This is a genomic window from Acidovorax sp. GW823-FHT02H02 (genome assembly GCF_058797075.1).
The window spans coordinates 78370-101948 of the sequence record NZ_JBXAJH010000010.1; the positions used below are offsets into that span (position 1 = coordinate 78370).

A 23579-nucleotide genomic window follows, 5' to 3' on the forward strand; every position below is an offset into this window, starting at 1 on the left:
ACAGTTGCAAGAAATTTGGGTGTCAGAAAAGGGCCTCAGAGCACCCGCATGCCCTCGCGCCACACCCCGCGCACCACGGCCTGCAGCGATCCATCCGACAGTTCGGCCATGTGCACCTGGACCAGGTCCGCGCGCAGCCCCGGCGCCAGTTCGCCCCGGTCGGTCATGCCGGCCGAGCGGGCGGGGTTGCGCGTGACGGTGGCCACCGCCTGCGGCAGGGTGAGGATGCCGTCATGCACCAGGCGCATCACCGCACTCAGCAGGCTGCCGGGCACGTAGTCGGACGAAAGAATGTCCAGCAGCCCCTGGCGCGCCAGGTCGGCCGCTGCCACATTGCCCGAGTGCGAGCCACCGCGCACCACGTTGGGGCCGCCCATCACGGTGAGCAGGCCACGCTCATGCGCAGCGCGTGCAGCGGCCAGCGTGGTCGGGAACTCCGACATCGCAGCCCCCTCGGCATGGGCCTGCGCCACATGCGCCACCGTGGTGTCGTCGTGGCTTGCCAGCGAGATGCCGTGCGTGCGGCAGTAATCCACGAAGTAGGCGCGGTGCGGCTCGGCATATTGCGCCTGCAGCGTAGCGGCATGCTCTACCTGGCGCTCGAACTTCTCGGCGCTCCAGCCCTTCTTGCCGGTGTAGTAGGTGCGCGCCTGTTCGATGTCTTCCCACTGGCGCTGGCCTGGCGTATGGTCCATCAGCGAGATCAGCGACAGGCGCGGGTGCCCGTGGAAGGGCTCGAACAGCTCGATGGTGTTGGGTGCGGGCAGTTCGCAGCGCACATGCAGGTGGTGGTCGGCGCGCAGCAGGTTGCGCTCGGTGCAGGTGGCTATGGTGTCGAGCACGCGGTTCCAGGCACTGCCGCGCAGGCTGTCCGCATCCGCCTCGCCCACGCCCAGGGCATCCAGCACCGTGGTGATGCCGGCGGCGGCGATCTCGGCATCGTGGGCGAGCAGCGCGGGCATCTCGGCCCATTGCACCTTGGGCCGGGGCATGAGGTGGCGCTCGAAGTTGTCGGTGTGCACCTCCACCAGGCCCGGCATCAGGTAGTCGCCACCCAGGTCAAGGCCTTCCAATGCCGAGCTTGCTCCGGCGTCCATCGACGCGATGCGCCCCGCGTCTGCCCGCAAGGCGCCGTGCACCACCTCGCCCGGCAGCACCAGGCGGGCGTTCTTGAAGACCATGGTGCTCATGCTGCCGCCCCCCGGAAATCGCCCACATTCACGCGGCGCGTGGCCACGGCGGCACCCACATGGGCGTCGTGGAAGATGCCCACCAAGGCGGCTCCGCGCGCCACCGCCTCGCCCATCAGGGCAATCACGGTTTCGGTGTTGGCCGCGTCCAGCGATGCCGTGGGCTCATCGAGCAGCAGCAGCGGCTTGGGCTTGATCATGTTGCGCGCGATGTTGACGCGCTGCTGCTCGCCGCCCGAAAAGGTGGCGGGCGGCAGGTGCCACAGGCGCTCGGGAATGCGCAGGCGCTCCAGCCACTGGCGTGCCTGGTCGCGCGCCGCCTCCAGCGCGGCAATGTCATCGTGGGCATCCTCGGCCAGCGGCTCGGCCACCACGTCCAGCGCCGACACCCGGGGAATCACGCGCAGGAACTGGCTGACATACCCGATGGTGTCGCGGCGCAGCTGCACCAGCGCGCGGGGCGTGGCCTGCGTCACATCCACCGCCGCGCCGCCGGGCGGCTGCACCGTGATGCTGCCAGCATTGGCGCGGTAGTTCGCGTAGATCATCTTGAGCAGCGTGCTCTTGCCCATGCCCGAGGGACCGTCGAGCACCACGCACTCGCCCGGGCTGACGGCCAGGTTCACATGGTCCAGCACGGACAGTTCAATGCCGTTGCGGTGGTGCAGGGTGAAGCGCTTGGCCACCCCTTTCATCTGGAGAATGGGAGGGTTCATGGCTGCAATACCGAAGAGACGAGAAGCTGGGTATAGGGATGCTGCGGGTCGTCGAGCACCTGGTCGGTGAGGCCCGACTCGACCACGCGGCCGCGCTGCATCACCACCATGCGATGGGCCAGCAGCCGCGCCACCGCCAGGTCGTGCGTGACGATGATGGCGGCCAGCTGCATCTGCCGTGTGAGCTGGCGCAACATGTCCAGCAGGCGCGCCTGCACCGACACATCCAGGCCCGAGGTGGGCTCGTCCATGAACACCAGGCGGGGCTGCGTGACCAGGTTGCGGGCAATCTGCAGGCGCTGGCGCATGCCACCCGAGAAGGTGCGCGGCGCGTCGTCGATGCGCGCCGGATCAATCTCCACGCGCTGCAGCCAGTCGGCAGCGGTGCTGCGCAGGCGGCCATAGTGGCGCTCGCCCAGGCCCATCAGGCGTTCGCCCACGTTGGCCCCGGCCGATACATCCATGCGCAGGCCGTCCGCTGCGTTCTGGTGCACGAAGCCCCAGTCGGTGCGGGCCAGCAGGCGCTGCTGGGCTTCGGTCATGGCATAGATGTCCTGCAGCTCGCCACTGCGCTGGCGGAACTGCACCGTGCCTTCGTCCGGGGCGCTGCGTGCCGCAATGGCGTTGAGCAGCGTGGACTTGCCGGATCCGGACTCGCCCACCACGGCGAGCACCTCGCCAGGCCACAGGTCAAAGGACGCGCCCTGCAGCGCCACACGGTCGCCATAGCGCTTGCTGACGTTGCGCACGCTCAGCAGCGGCGCAGCAGGTTCGGGGTGGTTCATGGGAGGGTCTCGACAACAAAGCTCAGGCCATGCTGCGCAAAGCCCAGGGATTCATAAAAGGCATGGGCGCCCGCGCGGCGGGCGTTGGACGAGAGCGCGAGCTTGTAGCAGCCCGCATCGCGCGCCCGCTGCATGGCGTGGGCCATCATCTGGCGGCCAATGCCACGGCCCTGCTGGTCCTGTGCCACCACCACGTCTTCGACGATGGCCGAGGGTGCCCCCCGGTGCGCCAGGTTGTGCATGACGAGCAGCGCATACGTGCCCACCACCGCGCCGTGCGCCGCCGTATCGCAAGCCACCCACAGGCGATAGCTGGGGTAGCGGGCAAACTGGGCCCATACGGCCTGGGCTTCTTCCAGGGTCAGCACGTCAGCGGGGCTGTCTTCGATGGCGGCATACAGGGCCAGCACGCTCTCCAGGTCTGCACGCTGGGCTTCGCGAAGGTGCACGCTGCTCATGCTGCACCGCCCTGCGCCTGCGCGGAATCGGTCGGCTGTGCCTGGCGCTCCTGGCAGTAGTCGGAGTCCGAGCACACATGCATGCGGGTGCCCCGATCGTCGGTGATGACCTCGTCCAGAAAGCTGTCGGTCGCACCGCACAGCGCGCAGGCCGCATCCCAGCGCTGCACCTCGAAGGGGTGGTCGTCGAAGCCCAGGCTTTCCACCGGCGTGTAGGGCGGCACGGCGTAGATGCGCTTTTCGCGGCCGGCCCCGAACAGCTGCAGGGCCGGGCTCATGTGCAGCTTGGGGTTGTCGAACTTCGGGATCGGCGAGGGCGACATCACGTAGCGGCCGTTCACCAGCACCGGGTAGTCGTAGGTGGTCGCGATGTGGCCGTGGCGCGCGATGTCCTCGTAGAGCTTCACGTGCATCAGGCCGTACTCGGCCAGGCCATGCAGGGTACGGGTTTCGGTTTCGCGCGGTTCCAGCCGCTGCATGGGCTCGGGCACGGGCACCTGGTAGACGAGTACCTGGCCTTGGGTCAGCGGAGTCTCCGGAATGCGGTGGCGCGTCTGGATCAGCGTGGCCTCGACGGTGCGCGTGGTGGTGGCCACCCCCGTGGTGCGCTCGAAGAACCGACGGATGTTCACGGCGTTCACCGTGTCATCCGAGCCCTGGTCGATGACCTTGAGGCGGTCCTGCGGCCCGATGATGGCCGCCGTCACCTGGATGCCGCCCGTGCCCCAGCCATAGGGCAGCGGCATCTCGCGCGAGCCGAAGGGCACCTGGTAGCCGGGGATGGCCACGGCCTTGAGGATGGCGCGGCGGATCATGCGCTTGGTGCGTTCGTCCAGATAGGCGAAGTTGAAATGTCCGTCGGCCTGGGCCGCCTCGGCGGGCAGTCCCATCACGGCGGGCATACAGTCGGGGTGATGGGGTGCATTCATGCATCGTCTCCTTGCAAGGGATCGGCAGTGGCCGCGCTGGCGGCGGCGCGCATCTTGCGCACCAGCTCCAGCTCTGCCTGGAAATCCACGTAGTGCGGCAGCTTCAGGTGCTGCACGAAGCCCGAGGCCTCCAGGCTGTCGCTGTGCGAGAGCACGAACTCCTGCATCTGCGCGGGCGAATTGATGGCCTCGCCCAGCTCGTCGGCCCGCAGCGCGCGGTCCACCAGGCTCATGGCCATGGCCTTGCGTTCGCTGTGGCCAAACGCCAGCCCGTAGCCCCGCGTGAACTGCGGCGGACTGGTCTTGCTGCCTGCGAACTGGTTCACCATTTCGCACTCGGTGATTTCGATATCGCCCAGGGAGATCGCAAAGCCCAGTTCCTCGGGTTCGACCTCCACCGCCACCGTGCCCAGGCGCACCTCGCCCACGAAGGGATGCGAGTGCGCATAGCCGCGCTGTGTGGAATACGCCATGGCCAGCAAAAAGCCTTCGTCGCCGCGCGCCAGATTCTGCAGCCGCGTGGCACGGTCGGCCGGAAAACGCAGGGGCTCGCGCGTCAGGTCGCTGGGCATCGGGTCACCCGGCGGGGCGGGCCGGGTTTCCATGAGCCCCTCCTGGTTCAGCAAGTCCACCACGCGCGGGCTGGCCACAGGCTCTGGCACCACCGGCGCGCTGCTGGCCGGCCCATCCATCGCCGCGCCCTGTGCCAGCAGCGTGAAGTCCAGCAGCCGCTGGGTGTAGTCATAGGTCGGACCCAGCACCTGCCCGCCTGGCAGGTCCTTGAAGGTGGCGGAAATGCGGCGGTCGAGCGCCATGGCGGCGGTGTCCAGCGGACAGGTGGTGCCCAGGCGCGGCAACGTGGCGCGGTAGGCCCGCAGCAGGAAGATGGCCTCGACCAGATCGCCCGACGCCTGCTTGATGGCCAGTGCCGCCAGCTCGGGGTCGTAAACCGATCCCTCGGTCATCACGCGGTCCACGGCCAGCTTGAGTTGCTGGTGGATCTGGGCCACCGACAGTTCAGGCTGTGCGGGGTCGCCCCGGCGCTGTTCGGCCAGGAGGCGATAGCTGTTGAGGATGGCGGCTTCTCCGCCCTTGACGGCTACGTACATGCTCAGGCCTCCACGGCGGACGCGATGCGGGTGGTGCGGGGCAGGCCCGCAAGCTGGTGCGCCGTGGCCAGCAGCACATCCACACCGCGCGGAAAGGCGGCATGGTTGTCGGCCCACTGGCGTTCAAAGTCGGCCGGCAGACCGCTCACCCGCAGCTGCTGCACGCCCCGCATGCCCGGGCCGCTCAGACACCACATGCCCTCTGCCGGTTTGCCGACGGTCATGGCCTCCACATCGATGAAGCAGGTGGCCGATTGCTCGGGGTAGGCATCGCTGCCCTGCGCAAAGGTGGACAGGGGTGGCAGGGCATCGCCCTGCGCCACCCAGGCGAAGCGGGCCAACTCTGGCCTCGCCACCAGCTGGCAGCCGGTGTGAAAGCGCAGCCACAGGCCCGCATTGCTGGCCGCCAGGCGGGGCGACAGCCACAGCGTGCAATCGCTGTCGAGCAGGGCCAGCAAGGCGGCTGCCGAAGCGCCATGGCCTGCCGCAGGCAACTCGGCATCGTGGCCCAGGTGCACCGGCTGGCCCGGTTGCGACAGCGCCTGCAAGACGGCACGGAACACGGCCTGGCTGCCCAGGGCTTCGCTGGAGAATCCCGCGCCCAGCGCGGACAACGCGTGCTCGTTCATTCCGCGTCCTCCTCGCCATCGCCTGCGCTTTCGCGGGCCACCGTGAAGAAATCAACCTTGGTGCTGGCGGCACGCGCCCTTCGGCGCGCCTGCAGCTCCACCAGATGCCTGCGCACCGGTTCGAGCAGGGCGGCGTCCAGCGCCGACTGCTGTGCGGGGTCCTGCAGCAAGGCATCGGCCAGCGCGGCCAGATGCACCTGGCGCTGCGAACGCCCCAGCACATAGGCCACGCCCACGGTGGCTTCACCAGCGCCGGCCTCCACGCGCAACGCGCAGCGGGTGACCGTGATCTCCCCCAGGTTGAAGCGCTCGCCCGTGCCACCGGCGCGGCCCTGCACCATCATCAGCCCGGTTTCTGGGGCACGCAGCCAGCGTGCGGGTCGGCCCACGTGTTCGCGCAACGCGGGCTCCAGCAGCTCGATCGGCGCGCGGGCCAGCAAGGCTATCCATTGCGCCCGCTCGGGCGGCCTGCCGGCGCCGGGGTTGTCAAAGGCTTGAAACATGAAAGTGATACCCTGAAAGTTGTATAGACAAATTGAACAACTCGCGCCAGCTTAAAGAGCGCTCATGTAGTTTTCATGACAGCCAGCACCTCCTCCACGGTTTCCTCCACCCCGGCCCCGCGCCCGGCCCGCGACAGCTTCTGGACACGCATCGCCGCCGAACTGGCCGAGGCCATCGGCAACGGCATTTACCCACCCGGCCAGCGCCTGCCCTCGGAGCACGCGCTGGCCGAACAGTTCGGCGTGAACCGCCACACCATCCGCCGCTCGCTGGCCAGCCTGTGCACCCAGGGCCTGGTGCGCATCACGCAAGGCAGCGGCACTTACGTGGAAGACTTTGCGGTGGACCTGGTGCTGGGCAAGCGCACGCGGCACCAGCAAGGCCTGGCGCAGGCCGGCCTGCGCGGCAGCCTGGAGGTGCTGCACGAACAGGTGGCGCCTGCCACCGCGGCACTGGCCAGGGCCCTGCAGGTGCCGGTGCGCAGCAAGGTGCTGGTGCTGCGCGTGACGGGCAACGCCGAAGGCCAGCCGCTGCATGTGAGCGAGCGCTACTTCCCCCTGCCCCGCTTCGACGGGCTGGCCGCCGTGGTGCGGGAGACCGGCTCCATCACGGCAGGCTTCGCCGCCCATGGCGTGGCCGACTACACCCGCCGCGAAAGCCGCATCACCGCCGAGCTGCCGGAGACGCAGGTGGCCACCGCACTGCGCCAGCCCGCCAGCCGCCCCGTGCTGCAGGTGGAGAGCCTGAACGTGGACCCCGCCGGCGTCCCCATCGAATGGGCCCGCGCCTGGTTCGCGGGCGACCGCGTCAAACTGACCATTGCACACGATGAGCACTGAAACCGCCCCCGCGCACCGCTACGCGGTGTATTTCGCCCCGGCCCCCGGCACCCTGGGCTGGCTGGCCGGCAGCCACTGGCTGGGCCGCTGCGCAGCGCAGCTGCAACCCCTGCCCCAGCTGGACATCGTGGGCGTAGCCCGGGAAGACCTGTACCGCCTGACGGCAGCGCCCCGGCGTTACGGCTGGCACGCCACGCTGAAAGCGCCCTTCATGCTGGCGCCCGGCGTGGACTGGCTGACGCTGCACCAGGCCACACAAGCCGTAGCCCGCCAACTGCAGCCCTTCACCCTGCCGCCCCTGCAGGTCGAACGCCTCGACGATTTTCTGGCGCTGGTGCCGATGGCAGCGCCCGCCACACAAGCCGCCCTCCACGAAGCCGCCGCCGCCTGCGTGACGCAGCTGCAGCCGCTGGCGGCGCCTTTGCCGCCATTCGAGCTGGCACGCCGACGGGCGGGCGGGCTGACGCCCCGGCAGGACGCGCTGCTGCTGCGCTGGGGCTATCCGTTCGTGCTGGAAGAGTTTCGCTTTCACCTGTCGCTGACCGGCCCGCTCGACACCGTGGCCGCCAGCACCCAGGCCCTGGTGCAGGATGCGGCGGAACAGTTCTTCGCCGATCTGCCCCCCCTGAGCTTCAACAGCCTGGCCCTGTTCGCCGAACCCACCCCGGGCGCCGATTTCGTGTTGCTGGACCACCTGGAGATGGGGTCATGACCGGGCGGCTGGTCTATTGCATGGGCCCCTCGGGCGCAGGCAAGGATTCGCTGTTCGACTGGCTGCGCCAGCACCTGCCCGAATCCAGCCGCGTGCGCTGGGCGCGGCGCACCATCAGCCGCGCCGCGCCCGCCGGCGGCGGCGAAACACACGAAAGCGTGGATGAAAGCACCTTCAGACAGCTGCGCGACGCCCAGGCCTTTGCCCTGCACTGGGAGGCCAACGGCCTGCACTATGGGGTGCGGCATGCAGAGCTCGCACCGCTGGCCAGGCACACATGGGTGCTGGTCAACGGCTCACGCGCCTATCTGCCCCAGGCGCTGCAGCACTACCCGCAGCTGGTTGCCGTGCACATCACCGCCAGCCCCGACGTGCTGCGCCAGCGCCTGACCGCCCGTGGCCGCGAAAGCGCAGAGCAGATCGAAGCACGGGTCCGGCGGGCTGCGGCCTTCCAGCCCACGCCCCATGCCGCCGCCGTGCAGGTGCACAACGACACCACCCTGGACCACGCAGGCAGCACCCTGCTGCACGCGCTGCGGCAACTGCCTGGCTGGCCCGCCTGAACCCTGCCCATTGCAACGGCCATGGCGTCCTGGGAACTTGTTCACGATCTGAGACACTTCCCACCCATGTCCACCGTCACCATCTATCACAACCCGAAATGCGGCACTTCCCGCAACACCCTGGCCATGATCCGCAACAGCGGTGTGGAGCCAGAGGTCATTGAATACCTCAAGACACCGCCCAGCCGCGAAACCCTGGTATCCCTGATTGCGGCCACCGGCCAGCCGGTGATCAACGCAGTGCGCTCCAAGGAGACGCTGTTCACTGAACTGAACCTGGGCGCCCCCGGCGTAACGGACGACCAGCTCATCGATGCCATGCTGGCCCACCCCATCCTCATCAACCGTCCCATCGTGGTCACGCCGCGGGGCACACGCCTGTGCCGCCCATCAGAGGCTGTGCTGGACATCCTGCCCCAGCCACAGCAGGGCGCCTTCACCAAGGAAGACGGCGAAGTGGTCATCGATGCCAAAGGCCAGCGCGCCTGACGCACCAGCCCCCGCAGCACCCGGTTTTCAGGCGCGCGGCATGCCCAGCGCCTGCCGCGCATCCAGCGCGGCGGCGCGGACGTGGCACCCCTCCAGGTGGTCGTTCACCAGCCCCATGGCCTGCATGAAGGCGTACATGGTGGTGGGGCCCACAAAGCTCCAGCCGCGTTGTTTGAGGTCTTTCGACAGGGCCACGGATGCGGGCGAGGTGACCAGGGTGCGCGCCACTTCACGGGTGATGCGCTGCGGGCGATCCGCGGCAGCCGGCTCGAAGCGCTACACATAGTGCGCCAGCGAGCCAAACTCGCGCCGCAGCGCCAGCACCCGCCGGGCATTGTGGATGGTCGATTCGATCTTGCCGCGGTGGCGCACGATGGCGGCGTCCTGCACCAGGCGTTCCACGTCCTGCGCATCGAATGCGGCAATGGCTTCGGCGTCGAACCGGGCGAACGCAGCCCGGAAGCCCTCGCGCCGGTTCAGGATGGTGAGCCAGCTCAGGCCCGCCTGGAAGCCTTCCAGGCAGAGCTTTTCGAACAGCCGCCGGTCATCCACCACCGGGAATCCCCATTCATGGTCGTGGTAGTGGCGGTACAGCGGTGTGGCCTGGCACCAGCTGCAGCGCGGGCAGCCAGCCTCGTCGGCAAACAGGCCCGCAGACATGGGCGTGGCAGGTTCCGGGGCAGCAAGGGTCATGGCGCATTCTAGAAACGGCGCGCGCCAGGCTCCTGGCAGGCCCTGCAGACCGCAAGCGGCCGGCCTTGCGCCCCTTGTGTCTACACTGCGTGCCATCCCCTGCTCTCCTTGCCGGCATGCCCTTTTCGTTTCTGCCACGCGGCGCACTGTTCAGCCTTCTGCTCCTGGCACTGCCGGGCTGCGCCAGCCAGGGCAGCACGCTGGGCTACTACTGGCAGTCGGTGCGGGGGCATCTGCAGATCATGCAGGCCGCCGAGCCCATCGACCGCTGGGTGGCACGAACCGACACGGCCCCCGCACTGCGCGAACGCCTGCAGCTGGCCCAGCGCGCCCGCGCCTTTGCGGTGACGGAACTGGCCCTGCCCGACAACGCCAGCTACCGCCGCTATGCCGACCTGAAGCGCCCCTATGCCGTGTGGAACGTGGTGGCCGCGCCGCCCTTTGCACTCACGCTGCACCGCTGGTGCTTTCCGGTCGCAGGCTGCATCGGCTACCGCGGTTATTTCACCGAAGCCGACGCCCAGGCCGAAGCCGCCCAGCTGGCGCAGCAAGGCCTGGAGGTCGAGGTGTATGGCGTGCCCGCCTACTCCACCCTGGGTTACATGAACTGGGCCGGCGGCGACCCGCTGCTCTCCACCTTCGTCGCCTGGCCCGAGGGCGAATTCGTGCGCCTGCTGTTCCACGAACTGGCGCACCAGGTGGTCTATGTGCCGGACGACACGCTGTTCAACGAATCGTTTGCCACGTCGGTGGAGCGGCTGGGCAGCGCGCAGTGGCTGGCCACGCAGGCCAGCCCGCAGGCCCGCGCGGCCTTTGCCGAAAGCAACGGGCGGCGCAGCGCCTTCCGCGCCCTGACGCGCGCCACCAGGGCGCGGCTGGCGGCCATTTATGAACAAAAAGAGGCTCTGGCGCTGGATGAGAAAGCGCTGGCAACCATGAAAACAGAAGCAATGCAGGACTTTCGCACCGGCTACGCTGCGCTGCGCACCGGCTGGCTGGCGGCCCCGCACGGACGGCCCGCCGCCCTGAATACCGCTCAGCTGGCAGGTTACGACCGCTGGGTGGCCCAGGCCAACAACGCCAGCTTTGCCGCCCAGGCCGCCTATGACGAACTGGTGCCCGCGTTCGAAGCCCTGTTCGAGCGCGAGGGCCGCCAGTGGCCCCGGTTTTATGATGCCGTCAGACAACTGGCGCAGCAGCCCCCGGCGCAACGCCACCAGAGCCTGCGCGCACTACAACCCCACCACAAGGAGACCCCCGGTGCCTGACATCCACATCCACCGCGAACACCACCTGGGCTTCGAGGAAGCCCGAAAAATCGGTTGCGCCTGGGCCGAAAAGGCGGAAGAAAAGTTTGCCATGGACTGCACCTACGAAGAAGGCGACACGCAGGACACCCTGCACTTCAGCCGTGCCGGCATCAACGGCACGCTGCTGGTGGATGCCATCCAGTTTGAAATGAAGGCCGAGCTCGGCTTCCTGTTGGGCGCCTTCAAGGCGCGCATCGAAGCCGAGATCGGCGAGCAGCTCGATGCGCTGCTCAACGCCCCCCGCCCCGGCGCAGGCAAGGCAGCGTCGGCCAAAAAGCAGGCCCCCGCCACGGCGGCGGCCCCGAAAGCCTGAGATGGCCACACCGAACACACCGCGGCCCACAGCAGCGCCTGCCGGGACAACGCCCGCCTACGAAACACTGTCCACCCTGCTGCACACCCGCTACAGCTGCCGCGCCTTCCTGCCGCAGGCGCTGGAGCGCGCCACCATCGAACGCATCCTGGCAACCGCGCAGCGCACGGCCTCGTGGTGCAACGCGCAGCCCTGGCAGCTCACCATCGCCAGCGGCGCGACCCTGGCCCGCCTGCGCAGCGCCCTGCAGGCCCATGTGGCGGCCCAGGCCCCGGCGCCCGACCTGCCCTGGCCACGCGAATACCGGGGCGTCTACCAGGAGCGCCGGCGCCAATGCGGCTGGGGTCTGTACGAGGCCCTGGGCATCGCCAAGGGTGACCGCGAGGCCTCTGCCCGGCAGGCGGCGGAAAACTTCACCATGTTTGGCGCCCCGCATGTGGCCATCGTCAGCAGCGACGAGGCCCTGGGTTTGTATGGTGCGGTGGATTGCGGCGCCTATGTGGGAAATTTTCTGCTGGCCGCCCACAGCCTGGGCGTGGCATCCATTGCGCAGGCCGCGCTGGCCGCCTACCCCGGCGTGCTGCGCGAGGTGCTGGGCATTGCCCCAGACCGCAGCATCGTCTGCGGCATCTCGTTCGGACTGGCCGATCCTGCGCATCCGGCGAACCTTTTCCGCACACAGCGCGCTGCTGTGGGCGACAGCGTGACCTGGCGCGACTGAGGCACCGCCCGCCGCCACCCTGTGGCGCCCATGAAAAAACGGCCCGAAGCCGTTTTTTCATGGGCAGACACCGCTTCAGCTCAGCGACTCAATCAGGTCGATGTACTGCTGCTTGGCGGTATCGAGACCGGTGCCCTTGAGCTTTTCCCAGGCATCCCACTTGGCGCGGGCCACCACATCGGAAAAGCCGGGCTTCTTTTCGGAGTTGTCACCCGCCGTGGCCTGCTTGTACAGCGCATAGATCTTCAGCAGCGTGACGTTGTCGGGGCGCTCACTGAGGTTCTTGGAGTTGGCCACTGCGGCCTCGAAAGTGGCGTTCAGGTCAGCCATGTCGTTTGTCCTTGAAGGAAAAGTGGGAAGAGTAAAGGGTGGGCAACGATGTGCAGGCGCGTATCTTAGGACTTGTTCAGCCCCTGCACCGCCTGGAACATCGACTGCCGCGCCTGGCTGATGACCTGGCCTTTCCAGGCGTCTGTATCGGTGTAGAACGCGGCCAGCATCTGGGCCTTGATCTGCGCGGCCTGGGCGGCGGGCGCCTCGGGGTGGAGGTGGAGCCAATGCTCGGCGCGCAGGGCCTGCAGCACGTCCTCCAGGGGCTGTGTGCCGTATTCCAGGGTCATGCCGGTGAATTCTGCCTGGGGGCATTCGTCCTCGATGGCGGTCCACATCAGGCCCGTGAGGAAGGCCGAGCTGGAGGAACCGTCATGCAGCGATGTGACAGGCGTGGCGCCACCGCCCGCCCACCACTGCCGCGCCCGCTGCACGGCGGCGGCATCGTCGGGACCGCAGTGGATGCGCTCACCCAGGCCGCTGGGCCCCAGGCCCGTGTGCAGATCGATCCAGCCCACGCGCGCGGCCCGGCTGCCATGCTGGCGCAGCACCGCGCGCAGCGTGCGGTTGCTCCAGGTCGGCGCGGTGCCGCCATAAAACAGGCCGCCGGCAAACTCATGCTGCCCACGCGTGATGGCGGCCTGCCAGGCGGCCGCGCCATGCCCGGCAATCCAGGCCTGCACGTCCCTCACGTTGTTCGCCTGGGGCGGCCACGCATCGGGCAGCAGCAGCGGCGCCACTTCGCGGTAGGCCGTATTGACCGGCAGGGGCTGGCTGAAGTCGTGGAAATTGCGGTTCAGGTCGACGTTTTCGTGCGTGGCGCGGCGGATATGCGAGAACCCATGGGGGTTGAGCGCGTGGATGTAGAGCACGGCCACGCCCTGCGCACGCGCCAGGTCGCGCCACTCCTGGTCGTGCAGCGCAAACACCTGCACGCCGCTGCCGCAATAACCCTCCACGCCGTGGCAGCCGCTGCTGACAATGAGCAGCTTGTCGGCGTCTGGCGGGCCGTCGCGCACCACATCCATCGCCAGGTCTTCGCCCTCGCGTCCCGGCAGCGGATGGCGGTGCGATTCGATGGGCAGGCTGGCCGCGGCGGCGGCCTCCAGGAACTGCGTGCGTGCACGCGCGTAGGTGGGCGCAAATGCCTGGGCGATACCGATCATGGGATGTCCTGAACAGGTGACAACAGGAAGGGTGACGGTGCGGTCGCCGGGAGAACACGCGCGCACTTTCCGCGGCAGAACCCGGGAGCACCGGCTGCCTCGCGACCATCAGCTGCGGGCCGCTGCCAGCCACTCCTCGGCCAGCCGTACCCAGTAGGTGGCGCCCAGCGGGATCAGGTCGTCATTGAAGTCGTAGCTCGGGTTGTGCAGCGTGCAGGGCCCGCCGCCATGGCCCATCTCGCGGTGCGCGCCATCGCCGTTGGCGATGAAGCAATACGCCCCGGGCTTTGCCTGCAGCATGTAGGCAAAGTCCTCGGCGCCCATGGTGGGCTCCTGGGCGACCACACGTTCTTCACCCACGATGCCAACCATGACCTTGCGGGCGAATTCGGCCTCGGCAGGCGAGTTCACGGTGGCCGGGTAGTTGCGCACAAACTCGAACTCACAGGTGGCCTCGTGCGCGGCGCAGGTGTGCTCGGCCACCTGCTGCATGCGCGCCTCGATCAGGTCCAGCACCTCGTGCCGGAAGGTGCGCACCGTGCCCTGCAGTTCGCAGTGGTCGGGCACCACATTGGTGGCCTCGCCTGCATGGATCATGGTGACCGAGATCACGCCGGCATCCACGGGCTTCTTGTTGCGGCTGATGATGGTCTGGAAGCCCTGCACCATCTGGCAGGCAATGGGCACGGGATCGATGCCGGTGTGCGGCAGCGCCGCATGGCCGCCCTTGCCACGGATGGTGATCTTGAACTCGTTGCTGGACGCCATCACCGGCCCGGAACTTACGGCCATGGTGCCGGCAGGCATGCCGGGCCAGTTGTGCATGCCGAACACGGCCTGCATGGGAAACTGCGCGAACAGGCCGTCTTCGATCATCACGCGCGCGCCGCCACCGCCCTCCTCGGCCGGCTGAAAGATCAGGTACACGGTGCCGTCAAAGTTGCGGTGCGTGGCAAAGTGCTGCGCCGCCGCCAGCAGCATGGCCGTGTGGCCATCGTGGCCGCAGGCGTGCATCTTGCCGGGGTGCTGGCTGGCATGTGCGAAGGTGTTGAACTCCTGCATGGGCAAGGCGTCCATGTCGGCGCGCAGGCCGATGGCCTGGCCGCTGGCGCCGCCATCGCGCCCCTTCACGATGCCGACCACGCCGGTCTTGCCCAGCCCGCGGTGGATGGGAATGCCCCATTCGGTGAGCTTTTGCGCCACCACATCGGCGGTGCGCACCTCTTCAAAACACAGCTCGGGATGGGCGTGGATGTCCCGGCGCACGGCGGCAATGCTGGCGGCCTGGGTGACGATGGAATCGATAACGTTCATGATGTGTATCCTTGCGATCAAGACAGTCTAGCCCCGCTCCACGGTCTTCGCCACAGGGGGTTTATCTGCACCGCCACATGACGCCATCCGCCCACGCCCTCGAACTTGCGCAGACCCTGGTGCGCATGAACACCGTCAGCCACCACTCCAACCTGGAGCTGATCCACTTCATCCGTGACCATCTGGCCCGGCTGGGCGTCACAAGCCGCCTCACCTTCAACGCCGACAAGACCAAGGCCAACCTGTTTGCCACGCTGGGCGAAGGCAAGCCTGCCGGGGTGATCCTGTCGGGCCACACCGACACCGTGCCCTGGGACGGCCAGGACTGGAGCGTGGACCCGCTGGGCGCCGTGGTGCAAGACGGCCCCGAGGGCGCCAGCCTCTACGGCCGCGGCAGTGCCGACATGAAGTCCTTCATCGGCATTGCCCTGTCGCAGGCCGAACATTTTCTGAACAGCAATGCGCCGTTTGCCATCCATCTGGCGTTCAGCTACGAGGAAGAGATCGGCTGCTTTGGCGTCAAAGAGCTGATTGCCGACCTGCGCGACGCCGGCATCCGCCCGCTGGCCTGCATCGTGGGCGAACCCACCCGCATGGTCCCCGCCATCGCCCACAAGGGCGTGTACCGCTACCGGTGCTGCGTGCGCGGCAAGGAGACGCATTCATCGCTCACGCCGCATTCGGTCAACGCCATCGAGATGGCAGCGCGCGTGGTGGGTCGCGTGCGCGACATGGCCGAGGGGTTCGAGCGCAACGAGCCCCGCTTCGAAGGCTTTGACGTGCCCTTCTCCACGGCCAGCGTGGGCCAGTTTCACGGCGGCATCGCCGACAACGTGGTACCGCGCGATGCCGAGTTCCGCTACGAGTTTCGCGACCTGCCCACCGCCAATGCCGCGCAGATGCAGGCCGAGGTGGTGGCCTATGCCAGGTCGCTGGAGCCGGCCATGAAGAAAGTGGCGCCCACGGCAGGCATCGCGTTCGAGACCATCTGCGAGATCCCCAGCTTTCTGGGCAGCCAGGACGACCCGGTGACACGCCTGGCGCAGGAACTGACCGGCGAGAAAGGCACGGCGCTCGTGGCCTTTGGCACCGAGGCCGGGCTGTTCAAGAACGCCGGCATCTCTACCGTGGTGTGCGGGCCCGGCAGCATCCAGCAGGCGCACCAGCCGGATGAATACGTGAGCCTCGCGCAACTGGCGCGCTGCGAGGCGTTCATGCAAGGCCTCGCGCGCACCAGCACGCTGGCCTAGAGACACCGCAGCCCGCAAGCGCGCACGGCGCGACGGACCGCGACGTCGTGTCAGGTCCGCACGCGCCCGTCGCCGGTCAGCATCGACATTTCCACAAAATGCGATGCCGTGTGGTCCGATGCGCTGAAGGAGACCGGAAACCCGGAAATCACCTGCGAACCCAGGGATTCGAGGCCTGCGATGAAGCTGTCCTGGCTGAGCTTGCCGCCGGCCAGTCCATGGCGCAGGCCCTCGGTGAAAATGCGGGCCGCCAGATACCCTTCAAGGCTGGAGTAGTTGGCCTGCACCTTGTCGCCGCCCTTCTTGATGGCGTCCAGAAACTCGCGCGTGATCGGACGCGAGGGCTGGTAGGGCGATGGCACGACCTGCGACACCACCACGCCCGCGCCATCCTTGCCCAGCTCATCGGCCAGCGCCTGAGTGCCCACAAACGACACGTTGTAGAAGGTGCCGCCAAAGCCCGCCTTGCGCGCAGCGCGCACAAAAGCCGCGCTGGCACCATAGGCCGAAATCTGCACCACTGCGTCGGGCATGGCGGGCACCAGTTTGTCCACCGCAGCCCTCACATCGGAGGAATTGCGCTCCACCGTGGCCGTGGCCACCGGGGCCAGCTTGAGGTCGGCCAGGGCCCGGGCCACGCCATCGAGCCCGGCCTTGCCGTAGGCGTCGTTCTGGTAGAACACCGCGATCTTCTTGAGCCCCAGGTTGGTGAGCTGGCGCACGATGAGCGCGGTTTCGTCGTAGTACGACGCGCGCACATGAAAAATCAGGCGATTGAAGGGCTGGCGCAGGGCCTCAGCGCCCGTGAAGGGGCCAAAAAACGGCACCTTGGCCTGGGTGAAAATCGGCAGCGCCGCTAGGCTGGTGGGCGTGCCGATGTAGCCAAACAGCGCGAACACATCGTCGGCAATGAGCTTTCGGGTGTTTTCGGCGCAGCGGTCGGGCTCATAGCCGTCGTCCATGGTGCGAATTTCCACCATGCGCCGGCCCACGCCGCTCTGGGCGTTGAGCCGGTCGAAAAAGAGCTTTGCGCCCAGGTTGAACTGGATACCCAGCTGTGCCGCGGGGCCCGTGAAGGCGGCCGATTGCCCCAGCACGATGCGGCCCTCGCCCTGCGCCCGGGCCAGATTGAAACCACCCAGCGCTGCTGCGCCCAGGCCCACCGAAAATTGTCTGCGCCCGATGACGGATTGGTTCATGGTGAAATCTCTTTTCTTGTGAATCGAGGGCGATCCCCCCTGCGCTGCCGGCACGCAGTCTCCCTGGATCTGGCGCAAGATATGCACGCTTCGATCACCCTCTTCTGCCAGTTTAACGACCACCCACCGTATGCCCCCGTCTTCTATCGCAAATACCCCACAGCCTGCGCCGATACAGGCGCAGGTGCGCGGGGCCTGCCCACACGACTGCCCCGATACCTGCGCCCTGATCACCACCGTGGAAAACGGCGTGGCCACCCGCGTGCAGGGCAACCCCGAGCACCCGCATACCGACGGCGTGCTGTGCGCCAAGGTGTCGAAATACACCGAGCGCAGCTACCACCCCGAGCGCATCCTCACCCCGCTCAAGCGCACCGGCCCCAAGGGCAGCGGGCAGTTTGCCCCGGTGGGCTGGGACGAGGCACTGGCCGACATCGCGCAGCGCCTGCAAAGCATTGCGGCACGCGCCCCCGAAGCCATCCTGCCCTACAGCTACGCCGGCACCATGGGCCTGGTGCAGGGCGAGAGCATGGATCGGCGCTTCTTTCACCGCCTGGGCGCCTCGCAGCTCGACCGCACCATCTGCGCCTCGGCCGGTGCCGAAGCGCTGGTGCAGACCCTGGGCGGCAAGCTGGGCATGAAGGTGGAGTTTTTCGCAGAATCCAGGCTCATCCTCATCTGGGGCAGCAACTCGATTGGCAGCAACCTGCATTTCTGGCGCTACGCCCAGCAGGCCAAGCGCAATGGCGCCCGGCTGGTGTGCATCGACCCGCGCAAGACCGAGACCGCCGACAAATGCCATGAGCACATCCAGCTCCGCCCCGGCACCGACGCCGCGCTGGCCCTGGCGCTGATGCACGAGCTGATCCAGAACGACTGGCTGGACCCCGACTACATCACCCAATACACCCTGGGCTGGGAGCAGCTGCGCGAGCGCGCCCTGCAATGGCCGCCCGAGCGCGCGGCCGAAATTTGCGGGGTGCCCGTGGAGCAGATCCGCCAGCTCGCCAAGGACTACGGCACCACCCAGCCCGCTGCCATCCGCCTGAACTACGGCATGCAGCGCGTGCGCGGCGGCGGCAACGCGGTGCGCGCCGTGGCCTGCCTGCCCGCGCTGACGGGTGCCTGGCGCCACCGTGCGGGCGGCATGCTGCTGTCGAGCTCGGGCCAGTTTCCAGTGCAGCGCGGCGTGCTGCAGCGCCCCGACCTGATGCCGGAGCGCACACCGCGCACGCTCAACATGGTGCAGATTGGCGACGATCTGCTGCGCGACACCGCGCCCGGCTTTGGCCCCCGCGTCGAGGCCCTGGTGGTCTACAACAGCAACCCCGTGGCCGTGGCGCCCGAATCCGGCAAGGTGGTGCGCGGCTTTGCCCGCGAAGACCTGTTCACCGTGGTGCTGGAGCACTTTCGCACCGACACGGCCGACTACGCGGACTACATCCTGCCCGCCACCACGCAGCTGGAGCACCGGGACGTGCATCTGGCCTACGGGCACACCGATGTGCTGCTCAACCGCCCGGCCATTGCACCCGTGGGCCAGGCGCGCAGCAACGCGCAGATCTTCCGGGACCTGGCCGCGCGCATGGGCTTCACCGAGCCCTGCTTTGCCGACAGCGACGAGGCCCTGTGCCGCCAGGCCTTTGGCGACGCCGTGGACTACGCGCTGCTCGAAACCCAGGGCTTTGCCACGCTGGCGCTGCCCGATGCGCCGTTTTCCGAAGGCGGCTTTCCCACGCCCAGCGGAAAGTGCGAATTCTTCAGCGCCCGCCTGGCCGCGCAGGGCCTGGACGGCCTACCCGACCACCTGCCCAACCACGAGCTGCAGGGCACCGACGCCCGCTACCCGCTGGCCATGATCTCGCCGCCGGCGCGCAATTTTTTGAACTCCACCTTCGTCAACGTGCAAAGCCTGCGGGCCATCGAAGGCCGCCCCGTGCTGGAAATGCACCCCGACGACGCCGCCGCACGCGGCATTGCCGATGGCGCCGTGGTGCGCGTGTTCAACGACCGCGGCAGCTACCAGTGCCACGCCACCGTCTCACGCCGCGCGCGGCCCGGCGTGGTCAATGGCCTGGGCGTGTGGTGGCGCAAGCTGGGGCTGGATGGGACGAATGTGAACGAGGTCACCAGCCAGGCCCTGACCGACCTGGGGCGGGCGCCGACGTTTTATGACTGCCTGGTGGAGGTGGAGGCCTGCGCTGTGCCGGCCTGACGGTGTGGTGGCTTTTTTGCCTTAAAATGACTCCTGTATTTATAGCTCTTGGTGCTTACATATCAAGCGCCATCGGCCATTCTTACCCCATGTCGGCAGAATTTCCTGCCCTTGGTCGGCGCCCGTCCGGGCCGCACTCGAAGGGGCTTTGGACAAAGGCCTTGCGGTCATCCACGCAAGTCCCGAAGACATATTCCGGGTACACGTAGTCCTCGCCAAAGCGCATCAGGTCCAGCGGCAGGGTGCGCGATACCGGCGTGCGCCCCTGCACCGCCTCGGCCATGTACTCGGTCCACACGGGCAGGGCCAGGGTTCCGCCAGTGTGCCGGCCCAGGCTGCGCGGCTGGTCGTAGCCCATCCACACGACAGAGGCCACGCCCGACGAATAGCCGGCGAACCACACATCGCGCGCATCGTTGGAGGTGCCGGTCTTGCCGGCCACATCGGGGCGGCCCAGCGCCTTCGCGCGCCGGCCCGTGCCATGCTGCACCACGTCGCGCAGCATGCTGTCCAGCACGAAGGCATTGCGCTCGGACACCACGGTAGCGCGGGGCGATGGCGCGTTCGCTGCGTACAGCACCGCGCCGCCGCGCTCGCTCACCTGGTGGATCAGCCGGGGCTGCACCAGGGTACCGCCGTTGGCAAACACGGCATAGGCCTGCGTCAGCTGCAGCGGCGTGATGGCGCCCGCCCCCAGGGCCAGCGGCAGCCGGGGTGGATTGCGTTCCGGCAAGAAGCCGAAGCGGGTGGCGAACTCCTGCACGTACTGAACCCCGGCCGCGTCCATCAGGTTGACGGCCACCAGGTTCTTGGAGCGCACCAGGCCGCGCCGCGCGGTGATGAAACCCTCGTAGTTGCCGCCGTAGTTGCGCGGGCTCCAGGCGGGGCGGCCGCGGGCGGCAGGGGTTACGACACGCTGCGTATCGTCGATCAAGGTGCCCGGGGCATAGCCCTTTTCCAGCGCCGCCGAAAAGATGAACGGCTTGAAGGTCGAGCCCGGCTGGCGATAGGCCTGCACGGCATGGTCGAACTGGTTGAAGGCGTAGTCGAAGCCCCCCGTGAGCGCCAGGATGTCGCCGGTTTCCGTGTCCATGGAGACCAGCGCGCCCTCCATGCCCGGCAACTGGCCTAAATTCCATCGTTCGCGGACGTCGGCCACGACGCGAATCACCGCGCCCGGCGCAATGCGCCGCCGCGCTGGCGCATCGGGCTTGAGGGCGGCACGCGCGCTGGCGCTGAGCCGGCTGCGCGGTATCCGCACCTGCGTGCCATCGCGCAGCCACGCGGCAATGCCCTCGGCCTCGGACGCCGCGTGCACCAGGGCGGCACGCAGTTCCCCGCTGTCGCGGTAGGGCGCCAGCGCGGCGCGCAGGGCTTTGGGTTCGTCGGACGGCACAGCGCCCTGGATGCGCCCCTCGGGGCCGGCATAGCCGCGGGCATCCTGCGCGCCCAGAATGCCCGCGCGCAGCGCACGCGTGGCCGCGCGCTGCGCGGGAACGCTGAGGGTGGTGACGACATCCAGGCCCAGCGCATACGCCTCTTCACCGTACTGCTCCAGCACCATCTTGCGGGCCTGTTCCACGGCAAAGGCGGCTGCCGGCTCGATGGAACGGTATTGCGTTCGCAGCGTCAGCGCCTGTGTCCGCGCCTCCTGGTAGGCGGGCGCATCCAGATAGCCCAGTTCGTGCATGCGCTGCAGAATGTACTGCTGGCGGATGATGGCGCGCTCGCGGTTCACAACGGGGTTGTAGGCCGACGGCGCCTTGGGCAGCCCGGCCAGCACGGCGGCTTCGGCCACCGTCAGCTCGCCCAGTGTCTTGTCGAAGTACACCGACGCCGCGGCAGCAAAGCCGTAGGCACGCTCGCCCAGATAGATCTGGTTCATGTACAGCTCCAGGATCTTGTCCTTGCTGTAGGTGGCTTCGAGTTTGTAGGCCAGCAAGACTTCCATGAGCTTGCGGCTGTAGGTTTTGACGCGGCTCAGAAAGAACACCCGCGCCACCTGCATCGTGATGGTGCTGGCCCCCTGGGCATGCTCCCCCGATACCACATTGCGCAGCGCAGCGCGTGCCAGCCCGGTGAAGTCCACCGCGCCATGCTCATAAAAGCGGGCATCTTCGATGGCCAGCAGCGCCTGGCGCATCTGCAGCGGGATCTGCCCTATCGGCACGAATTCCCGGCGCTCCTCGCCATATTCCGCCAGCAGCGTGCCGTCCCTGGCATAGATGCGCATCGGCAGCATGGGATCGTAGTCGGCCAGGTGGTCCACCTCCGGCAGCTGCTGCCACACCATGTGCAGCACATAGGCCCCGCCCGCACTGCCTGCCACGGCCAACCCCAGGAAAAAACCCGCGAGAAATTTCAGGACCGGGTGCTTTTTGGGCGAAGGGGCAGGCGCGGCAACAGACGACGATGGGTGCATCAGGGGGAACTCTGGCTAGGGCAGGACCCGTGCCATGACGGGCCTGCGGCGCCGCTCCCCCTGTCCTTTTACCTGAGAGTTTCGGCTGCCTGGGCAGCCTGCCCCTTCGGTGGACCCCCGCCTGCGTTGCGCAGGGCGGCGGCCTCTCTCCAGTCGGCGATGGTCTCCTGCGGTCCGGCTTGCCTGAGCGATGATGGGAGTTTGCGCCTTCGGCGGAGGCGGGTTGCGCCCCTCTCTCCCGCAGGATAGGCGCTCACTTTAAATCACCCGCCAAAACCAACCCCGTTCAAAAGGTCAATATCCCGACCCCCGGCCGGTTACAGCGCGGCTTCCAGGATGCGGCGGCTCACGGCGGGCGTGATCTCGCGCTGCTCGCCCAGCTGCACCATGCCATGCGCTTCGAGCTGGGCCACCACGGTGTCCACCACCTCCGCGCCCAGGCCATGGCCCGACAGGCGCGTGGCGATGCCCATGCTTTCAAAGAAGGCGCGCGTGCGTTCAATGGCGGCGGTGATGCGCTCGTCATCCGTGCCACTGGTGATGCCCCACACGCGCTCGCCGTACTGCAGCAGCTTGGCGCGCTTCGGGCCCCGGCGCTCATTCAGCAGCGCGGGCAGCACGATGGCCAGCGTGCGGGCGTGGTCGATGCCGTGCAGCGCGGTGAGTTCGTGCCCGATCATGTGCGTGGCCCAGTCCTGCGGCACGCCGGCGCCGATCAGGCCGTTGAGCGCCATGGTGGCGGCCCACATGAGGTTGGCGCGGTCGTCGTACACGGGCTCCTGCGCCGTCAGCAGGCGCGGGCCGATCTCGATCAGCGTCTGCAGGAGGCCTTCGGCAAAGCGGTCCTGCACCGGTGCGTTGACCGGGTAGGTCAGGTACTGCTCGACCGTGTGCACGAACGCATCGACCACGCCATTGGCCAGCTGCTGCGGCGGCAGCGTGTAGGTCTTGGTGGGGTCGAGCACCGAGAACAGCGGGAAGGTGTTCTTGCTGCTGAACGGCAGCTTGGCGCCCTTGGCGCGGTGCGTGATGACGCCGCCGTTGTTCATCTCCGAGCCCGTCGCGGGCAGCGTGAGCACGGCACCAAATGGCACGGCCTGGGCGATGTTGCGGCCGCGCTTTTCCAGGATGGACCAGGCATCACCCTCAAAGTGCACGGCAGCGGCGATGAACTTGGTGGCATCGATCACCGAACCACCCCCCACGGCCAGCAGAAAGTCGAACCCGCCGGCACGGATCTGCTCGACGGCCTTCATCGAGGTTTCAAAGCTCGGGTTGGGCTCGATGCCGCTGAAGGTGGCGTGGGTGCGCTCGCCCAGCGCGGCGCGCACCTCGGCCAGGGTGCCGGTTTTTTCAGCACTGGCACCGCCCACCAGGATCAGCACCTTGGCCGCTGCGGGCACCAGCTTGGCCAGGTCGGCGATGCGGCCCTGGCCGAAAACGATGTGGGTGGGGTTGTGGAAGTCGAAGTTCAGCATGGCAATGGAATGTTGGCTCACCGCGCCCCTTGCCGCGCCGGATGGTCTGGCAGGCGGCGGGAACGCAGGGCAATGATGGAAAAAACCGCCAGACCAGCAAGCCCGGCAGACGGACTGTTCATTGTCCGCGCGAAGCCGCCGGCACCCCTGTCACCTCGGTCAAAACCCTTACGTCAGCGGCGTCAGCACGGTTGCGCAAGACGCGGTTTTACTCCTGAAACAATAGCTATTAGCATTTGTAAAAT

The 23579-nt window shown here is 67.8% G+C and carries 23 protein-coding genes, 1 pseudogene and 2 riboswitches; of the genes and pseudogenes, 9 read left to right on the forward strand and 15 right to left on the reverse strand.

What is annotated here, in order from left to right; genetic code table 11:
- Nucleotides 1–35 precede the first annotated feature (35 nt).
- The 8 genes from AC1RDS_RS12285 to phnG are packed head-to-tail and all read right to left on the reverse strand — an operon-like array spanning nucleotide 36 to nucleotide 6319.
- Nucleotides 36–1190, reverse strand: coding sequence for an alpha-D-ribose 1-methylphosphonate 5-triphosphate diphosphatase (locus tag AC1RDS_RS12285; protein ID WP_092697484.1), 1155 nt, complete (start codon nucleotides 1188–1190; stop codon nucleotides 36–38).
- Nucleotides 1187–1906, reverse strand: coding sequence for a phosphonate C-P lyase system protein PhnL (phnL, locus tag AC1RDS_RS12290; protein ID WP_092697483.1), 720 nt, complete (start codon nucleotides 1904–1906; stop codon nucleotides 1187–1189). The genes AC1RDS_RS12285 and phnL overlap by 4 nt, the downstream gene beginning before the upstream one ends.
- Nucleotides 1903–2691 (reverse strand): phosphonate C-P lyase system protein PhnK, encoded by a 789-nt coding sequence (phnK, locus tag AC1RDS_RS12295; RefSeq protein ID WP_348684151.1) that lies wholly within the window; start codon nucleotides 2689–2691, stop codon nucleotides 1903–1905. The genes phnL and phnK overlap by 4 nt, the downstream gene beginning before the upstream one ends.
- Nucleotides 2688–3149, reverse strand: a complete 462-nt coding sequence (locus AC1RDS_RS12300; RefSeq protein ID WP_348684153.1) for a GNAT family N-acetyltransferase — start codon at nucleotides 3147–3149, stop codon at nucleotides 2688–2690. The genes phnK and AC1RDS_RS12300 overlap by 4 nt, the downstream gene beginning before the upstream one ends.
- Nucleotides 3146–4078, reverse strand: a complete 933-nt coding sequence (locus tag AC1RDS_RS12305; RefSeq protein WP_431604005.1) for an alpha-D-ribose 1-methylphosphonate 5-phosphate C-P-lyase PhnJ — start codon at nucleotides 4076–4078, stop codon at nucleotides 3146–3148. The genes AC1RDS_RS12300 and AC1RDS_RS12305 overlap by 4 nt, the downstream gene beginning before the upstream one ends.
- Entirely contained in the window at nucleotides 4075–5187 is a 1113-nt protein-coding gene (locus tag AC1RDS_RS12310) for a carbon-phosphorus lyase complex subunit (protein ID WP_492227058.1), read from the reverse strand. Before AC1RDS_RS12310 ends, AC1RDS_RS12305 begins: the two co-directional genes overlap by 4 nt.
- 2 nt (nucleotides 5188–5189) lie before the next feature.
- Nucleotides 5190–5816: a phosphonate C-P lyase system protein PhnH gene (phnH, locus tag AC1RDS_RS12315; protein WP_287878397.1), complete on the reverse strand. Its 627-nt coding sequence runs from the start codon at nucleotides 5814–5816 to the stop codon at nucleotides 5190–5192.
- Nucleotides 5813–6319: a phosphonate C-P lyase system protein PhnG gene (phnG, locus tag AC1RDS_RS12320; protein ID WP_287878395.1), complete on the reverse strand. Its 507-nt coding sequence runs from the start codon at nucleotides 6317–6319 to the stop codon at nucleotides 5813–5815. The genes phnH and phnG overlap by 4 nt, the downstream gene beginning before the upstream one ends.
- A gap of 75 nt (nucleotides 6320–6394) precedes the next feature.
- On the opposite strand from phnG, the gene phnF reads away from it, so the two are divergent.
- The 4 genes from phnF to arsC all read left to right on the forward strand — a co-directional run bounded on the left by phnF (nucleotide 6395) and on the right by arsC (nucleotide 8923).
- Nucleotides 6395–7159: a phosphonate metabolism transcriptional regulator PhnF gene (gene phnF, locus AC1RDS_RS12325; RefSeq protein ID WP_348684160.1), complete on the forward strand. Its 765-nt coding sequence runs from the start codon at nucleotides 6395–6397 to the stop codon at nucleotides 7157–7159.
- Nucleotides 7149–7871 carry a DUF1045 domain-containing protein gene (locus tag AC1RDS_RS12330; protein WP_348684162.1) on the forward strand — a complete coding sequence of 241 codons (723 nt, stop codon included), beginning with the start codon at nucleotides 7149–7151 and terminating at the stop codon, nucleotides 7869–7871. The genes phnF and AC1RDS_RS12330 overlap by 11 nt, the downstream gene beginning before the upstream one ends.
- On the forward strand, nucleotides 7868–8434 hold the full coding sequence (gene phnN, locus AC1RDS_RS12335; protein WP_348684164.1) for a phosphonate metabolism protein/1,5-bisphosphokinase (PRPP-forming) PhnN: 567 nt from the start codon (nucleotides 7868–7870) through the stop codon (nucleotides 8432–8434). The genes AC1RDS_RS12330 and phnN overlap by 4 nt, the downstream gene beginning before the upstream one ends.
- 66 nt (nucleotides 8435–8500) lie before the next feature.
- A complete protein-coding gene (arsC, locus tag AC1RDS_RS12340) occupies nucleotides 8501–8923 on the forward strand; it encodes an arsenate reductase (glutaredoxin) (RefSeq protein WP_092697475.1) in 423 nt (140 codons plus the stop codon).
- Nucleotides 8924–8950: 27 nt separating this feature from the next.
- Here the strand turns inward: arsC and AC1RDS_RS12345 are convergent.
- Nucleotides 8951–9583, reverse strand: a pseudogene (locus AC1RDS_RS12345) (DNA-3-methyladenine glycosylase I).
- 149 nt (nucleotides 9584–9732) lie between these two features.
- On the opposite strand from AC1RDS_RS12345, the gene AC1RDS_RS12350 reads away from it, so the two are divergent.
- From AC1RDS_RS12350 to AC1RDS_RS12360, 3 genes are read left to right on the forward strand one after another with little or no spacing between them, the layout of a single operon-like run.
- Nucleotides 9733–10884, forward strand: coding sequence for an aminopeptidase (locus AC1RDS_RS12350; protein WP_092697474.1), 1152 nt, complete (start codon nucleotides 9733–9735; stop codon nucleotides 10882–10884).
- Nucleotides 10877–11239 carry a polyhydroxyalkanoic acid system family protein gene (locus AC1RDS_RS12355; protein ID WP_092697473.1) on the forward strand — a complete coding sequence of 121 codons (363 nt, stop codon included), beginning with the start codon at nucleotides 10877–10879 and terminating at the stop codon, nucleotides 11237–11239. The genes AC1RDS_RS12350 and AC1RDS_RS12355 overlap by 8 nt, the downstream gene beginning before the upstream one ends.
- Nucleotide 11240: 1 nt before the next feature.
- A complete protein-coding gene (locus tag AC1RDS_RS12360) occupies nucleotides 11241–11960 on the forward strand; it encodes a nitroreductase (RefSeq protein ID WP_092697472.1) in 720 nt (239 codons plus the stop codon).
- A gap of 75 nt (nucleotides 11961–12035) precedes the next feature.
- Here AC1RDS_RS12360 and AC1RDS_RS12365 read toward each other — a convergent pair whose 3' ends face one another.
- The 3 genes from AC1RDS_RS12365 to AC1RDS_RS12375 all read right to left on the reverse strand — a co-directional run bounded on the left by AC1RDS_RS12365 (nucleotide 12036) and on the right by AC1RDS_RS12375 (nucleotide 14770).
- Nucleotides 12036–12290: an acyl-CoA-binding protein gene (locus tag AC1RDS_RS12365; protein ID WP_092697471.1), complete on the reverse strand. Its 255-nt coding sequence runs from the start codon at nucleotides 12288–12290 to the stop codon at nucleotides 12036–12038.
- A gap of 65 nt (nucleotides 12291–12355) precedes the next feature.
- Nucleotides 12356–13456 (reverse strand): M14 family metallopeptidase, encoded by a 1101-nt coding sequence (locus AC1RDS_RS12370; RefSeq protein WP_092697470.1) that lies wholly within the window; start codon nucleotides 13454–13456, stop codon nucleotides 12356–12358.
- Between the two features lie 108 nt (nucleotides 13457–13564).
- On the reverse strand, nucleotides 13565–14770 hold the full coding sequence (locus tag AC1RDS_RS12375) for a M20 aminoacylase family protein (RefSeq protein WP_092697469.1): 1206 nt from the start codon (nucleotides 14768–14770) through the stop codon (nucleotides 13565–13567).
- A 77-nt stretch (nucleotides 14771–14847) separates the two neighbouring features.
- Here AC1RDS_RS12375 and argE point away from each other — a divergent pair, with 77 nt between their 5' ends.
- The gene (gene argE, locus AC1RDS_RS12380) at nucleotides 14848–16020 is read left to right on the forward strand and encodes an acetylornithine deacetylase (protein WP_492227059.1); all 1173 of its coding nucleotides are present in this window, start codon (nucleotides 14848–14850) and stop codon (nucleotides 16018–16020) included.
- 50 nt (nucleotides 16021–16070) lie between these two features.
- Here argE and AC1RDS_RS12385 read toward each other — a convergent pair whose 3' ends face one another.
- The gene (locus AC1RDS_RS12385) at nucleotides 16071–17219 is read right to left on the reverse strand and encodes an ABC transporter substrate-binding protein (RefSeq protein ID WP_492227060.1); all 1149 of its coding nucleotides are present in this window, start codon (nucleotides 17217–17219) and stop codon (nucleotides 16071–16073) included.
- Between the two features lie 130 nt (nucleotides 17220–17349).
- Between AC1RDS_RS12385 and AC1RDS_RS12390 the strand changes: the two genes are divergently transcribed.
- Nucleotides 17350–19434: a molybdopterin-containing oxidoreductase family protein gene (locus tag AC1RDS_RS12390; protein WP_092697466.1), complete on the forward strand. Its 2085-nt coding sequence runs from the start codon at nucleotides 17350–17352 to the stop codon at nucleotides 19432–19434.
- A gap of 82 nt (nucleotides 19435–19516) precedes the next feature.
- Here AC1RDS_RS12390 and AC1RDS_RS12395 read toward each other — a convergent pair whose 3' ends face one another.
- Complete coding sequence (locus AC1RDS_RS12395) at nucleotides 19517–21856, reverse strand: penicillin-binding protein 1A (protein WP_492227061.1); 2340 nt, start codon at nucleotides 21854–21856, stop codon at nucleotides 19517–19519.
- Between the two features lie 60 nt (nucleotides 21857–21916).
- Nucleotides 21917–22009: riboswitch (glycine riboswitch) on the reverse strand.
- Between the two features lie 7 nt (nucleotides 22010–22016).
- A riboswitch (glycine riboswitch) is annotated at nucleotides 22017–22107 on the reverse strand.
- Nucleotides 22108–22173: 66 nt separating this feature from the next.
- On the reverse strand, nucleotides 22174–23334 hold the full coding sequence (locus AC1RDS_RS12400) for an iron-containing alcohol dehydrogenase (protein ID WP_287878434.1): 1161 nt from the start codon (nucleotides 23332–23334) through the stop codon (nucleotides 22174–22176).
- Between the last annotated feature and the right edge of the window lie 245 nt (nucleotides 23335–23579).

Excerpts from the sequence above, each read along its gene's own strand:
- AC1RDS_RS12285 (WP_092697484.1), bottom strand. The coding sequence starts at position 1,190 with ATGAGCACCATGGTCTTCAAGAACGCCCGCCTGGTGCTGCCGGGCGAG.
- phnL (WP_092697483.1), bottom strand. The coding sequence starts at position 1,906 with ATGAACCCTCCCATTCTCCAGATGAAAGGGGTGGCCAAGCGCTTCACC.
- phnK (WP_348684151.1), bottom strand. The coding sequence starts at position 2,691 with ATGAACCACCCCGAACCTGCTGCGCCGCTGCTGAGCGTGCGCAACGTC.
- AC1RDS_RS12300 (WP_348684153.1), bottom strand. The coding sequence starts at position 3,149 with ATGAGCAGCGTGCACCTTCGCGAAGCCCAGCGTGCAGACCTGGAGAGC.
- AC1RDS_RS12305 (WP_431604005.1), bottom strand. The coding sequence starts at position 4,078 with ATGAATGCACCCCATCACCCCGACTGTATGCCCGCCGTGATGGGACTG.
- AC1RDS_RS12310 (WP_492227058.1), bottom strand. The coding sequence starts at position 5,187 with ATGTACGTAGCCGTCAAGGGCGGAGAAGCCGCCATCCTCAACAGCTAT.
- phnH (WP_287878397.1), bottom strand. The coding sequence starts at position 5,816 with ATGAACGAGCACGCGTTGTCCGCGCTGGGCGCGGGATTCTCCAGCGAA.
- phnG (WP_287878395.1), bottom strand. The coding sequence starts at position 6,319 with ATGTTTCAAGCCTTTGACAACCCCGGCGCCGGCAGGCCGCCCGAGCGG.
- phnF (WP_348684160.1), top strand. The coding sequence starts at position 6,395 with ATGACAGCCAGCACCTCCTCCACGGTTTCCTCCACCCCGGCCCCGCGC.
- AC1RDS_RS12330 (WP_348684162.1), top strand. The coding sequence starts at position 7,149 with ATGAGCACTGAAACCGCCCCCGCGCACCGCTACGCGGTGTATTTCGCC.
- phnN (WP_348684164.1), top strand. The coding sequence starts at position 7,868 with ATGACCGGGCGGCTGGTCTATTGCATGGGCCCCTCGGGCGCAGGCAAG.
- arsC (WP_092697475.1), top strand. The coding sequence starts at position 8,501 with ATGTCCACCGTCACCATCTATCACAACCCGAAATGCGGCACTTCCCGC.
- AC1RDS_RS12350 (WP_092697474.1), top strand. The coding sequence starts at position 9,733 with ATGCCCTTTTCGTTTCTGCCACGCGGCGCACTGTTCAGCCTTCTGCTC.
- AC1RDS_RS12360 (WP_092697472.1), top strand. The coding sequence starts at position 11,241 with ATGGCCACACCGAACACACCGCGGCCCACAGCAGCGCCTGCCGGGACA.
- AC1RDS_RS12365 (WP_092697471.1), bottom strand. The coding sequence starts at position 12,290 with ATGGCTGACCTGAACGCCACTTTCGAGGCCGCAGTGGCCAACTCCAAG.
- AC1RDS_RS12370 (WP_092697470.1), bottom strand. The coding sequence starts at position 13,456 with ATGATCGGTATCGCCCAGGCATTTGCGCCCACCTACGCGCGTGCACGC.
- AC1RDS_RS12375 (WP_092697469.1), bottom strand. The coding sequence starts at position 14,770 with ATGAACGTTATCGATTCCATCGTCACCCAGGCCGCCAGCATTGCCGCC.
- argE (WP_492227059.1), top strand. The coding sequence starts at position 14,848 with ATGACGCCATCCGCCCACGCCCTCGAACTTGCGCAGACCCTGGTGCGC.
- AC1RDS_RS12385 (WP_492227060.1), bottom strand. The coding sequence starts at position 17,219 with ATGAACCAATCCGTCATCGGGCGCAGACAATTTTCGGTGGGCCTGGGC.
- AC1RDS_RS12390 (WP_092697466.1), top strand. The coding sequence starts at position 17,350 with ATGCCCCCGTCTTCTATCGCAAATACCCCACAGCCTGCGCCGATACAG.
- AC1RDS_RS12395 (WP_492227061.1), bottom strand. The coding sequence starts at position 21,856 with ATGCACCCATCGTCGTCTGTTGCCGCGCCTGCCCCTTCGCCCAAAAAG.
- AC1RDS_RS12400 (WP_287878434.1), bottom strand. The coding sequence starts at position 23,334 with ATGCTGAACTTCGACTTCCACAACCCCACCCACATCGTTTTCGGCCAG.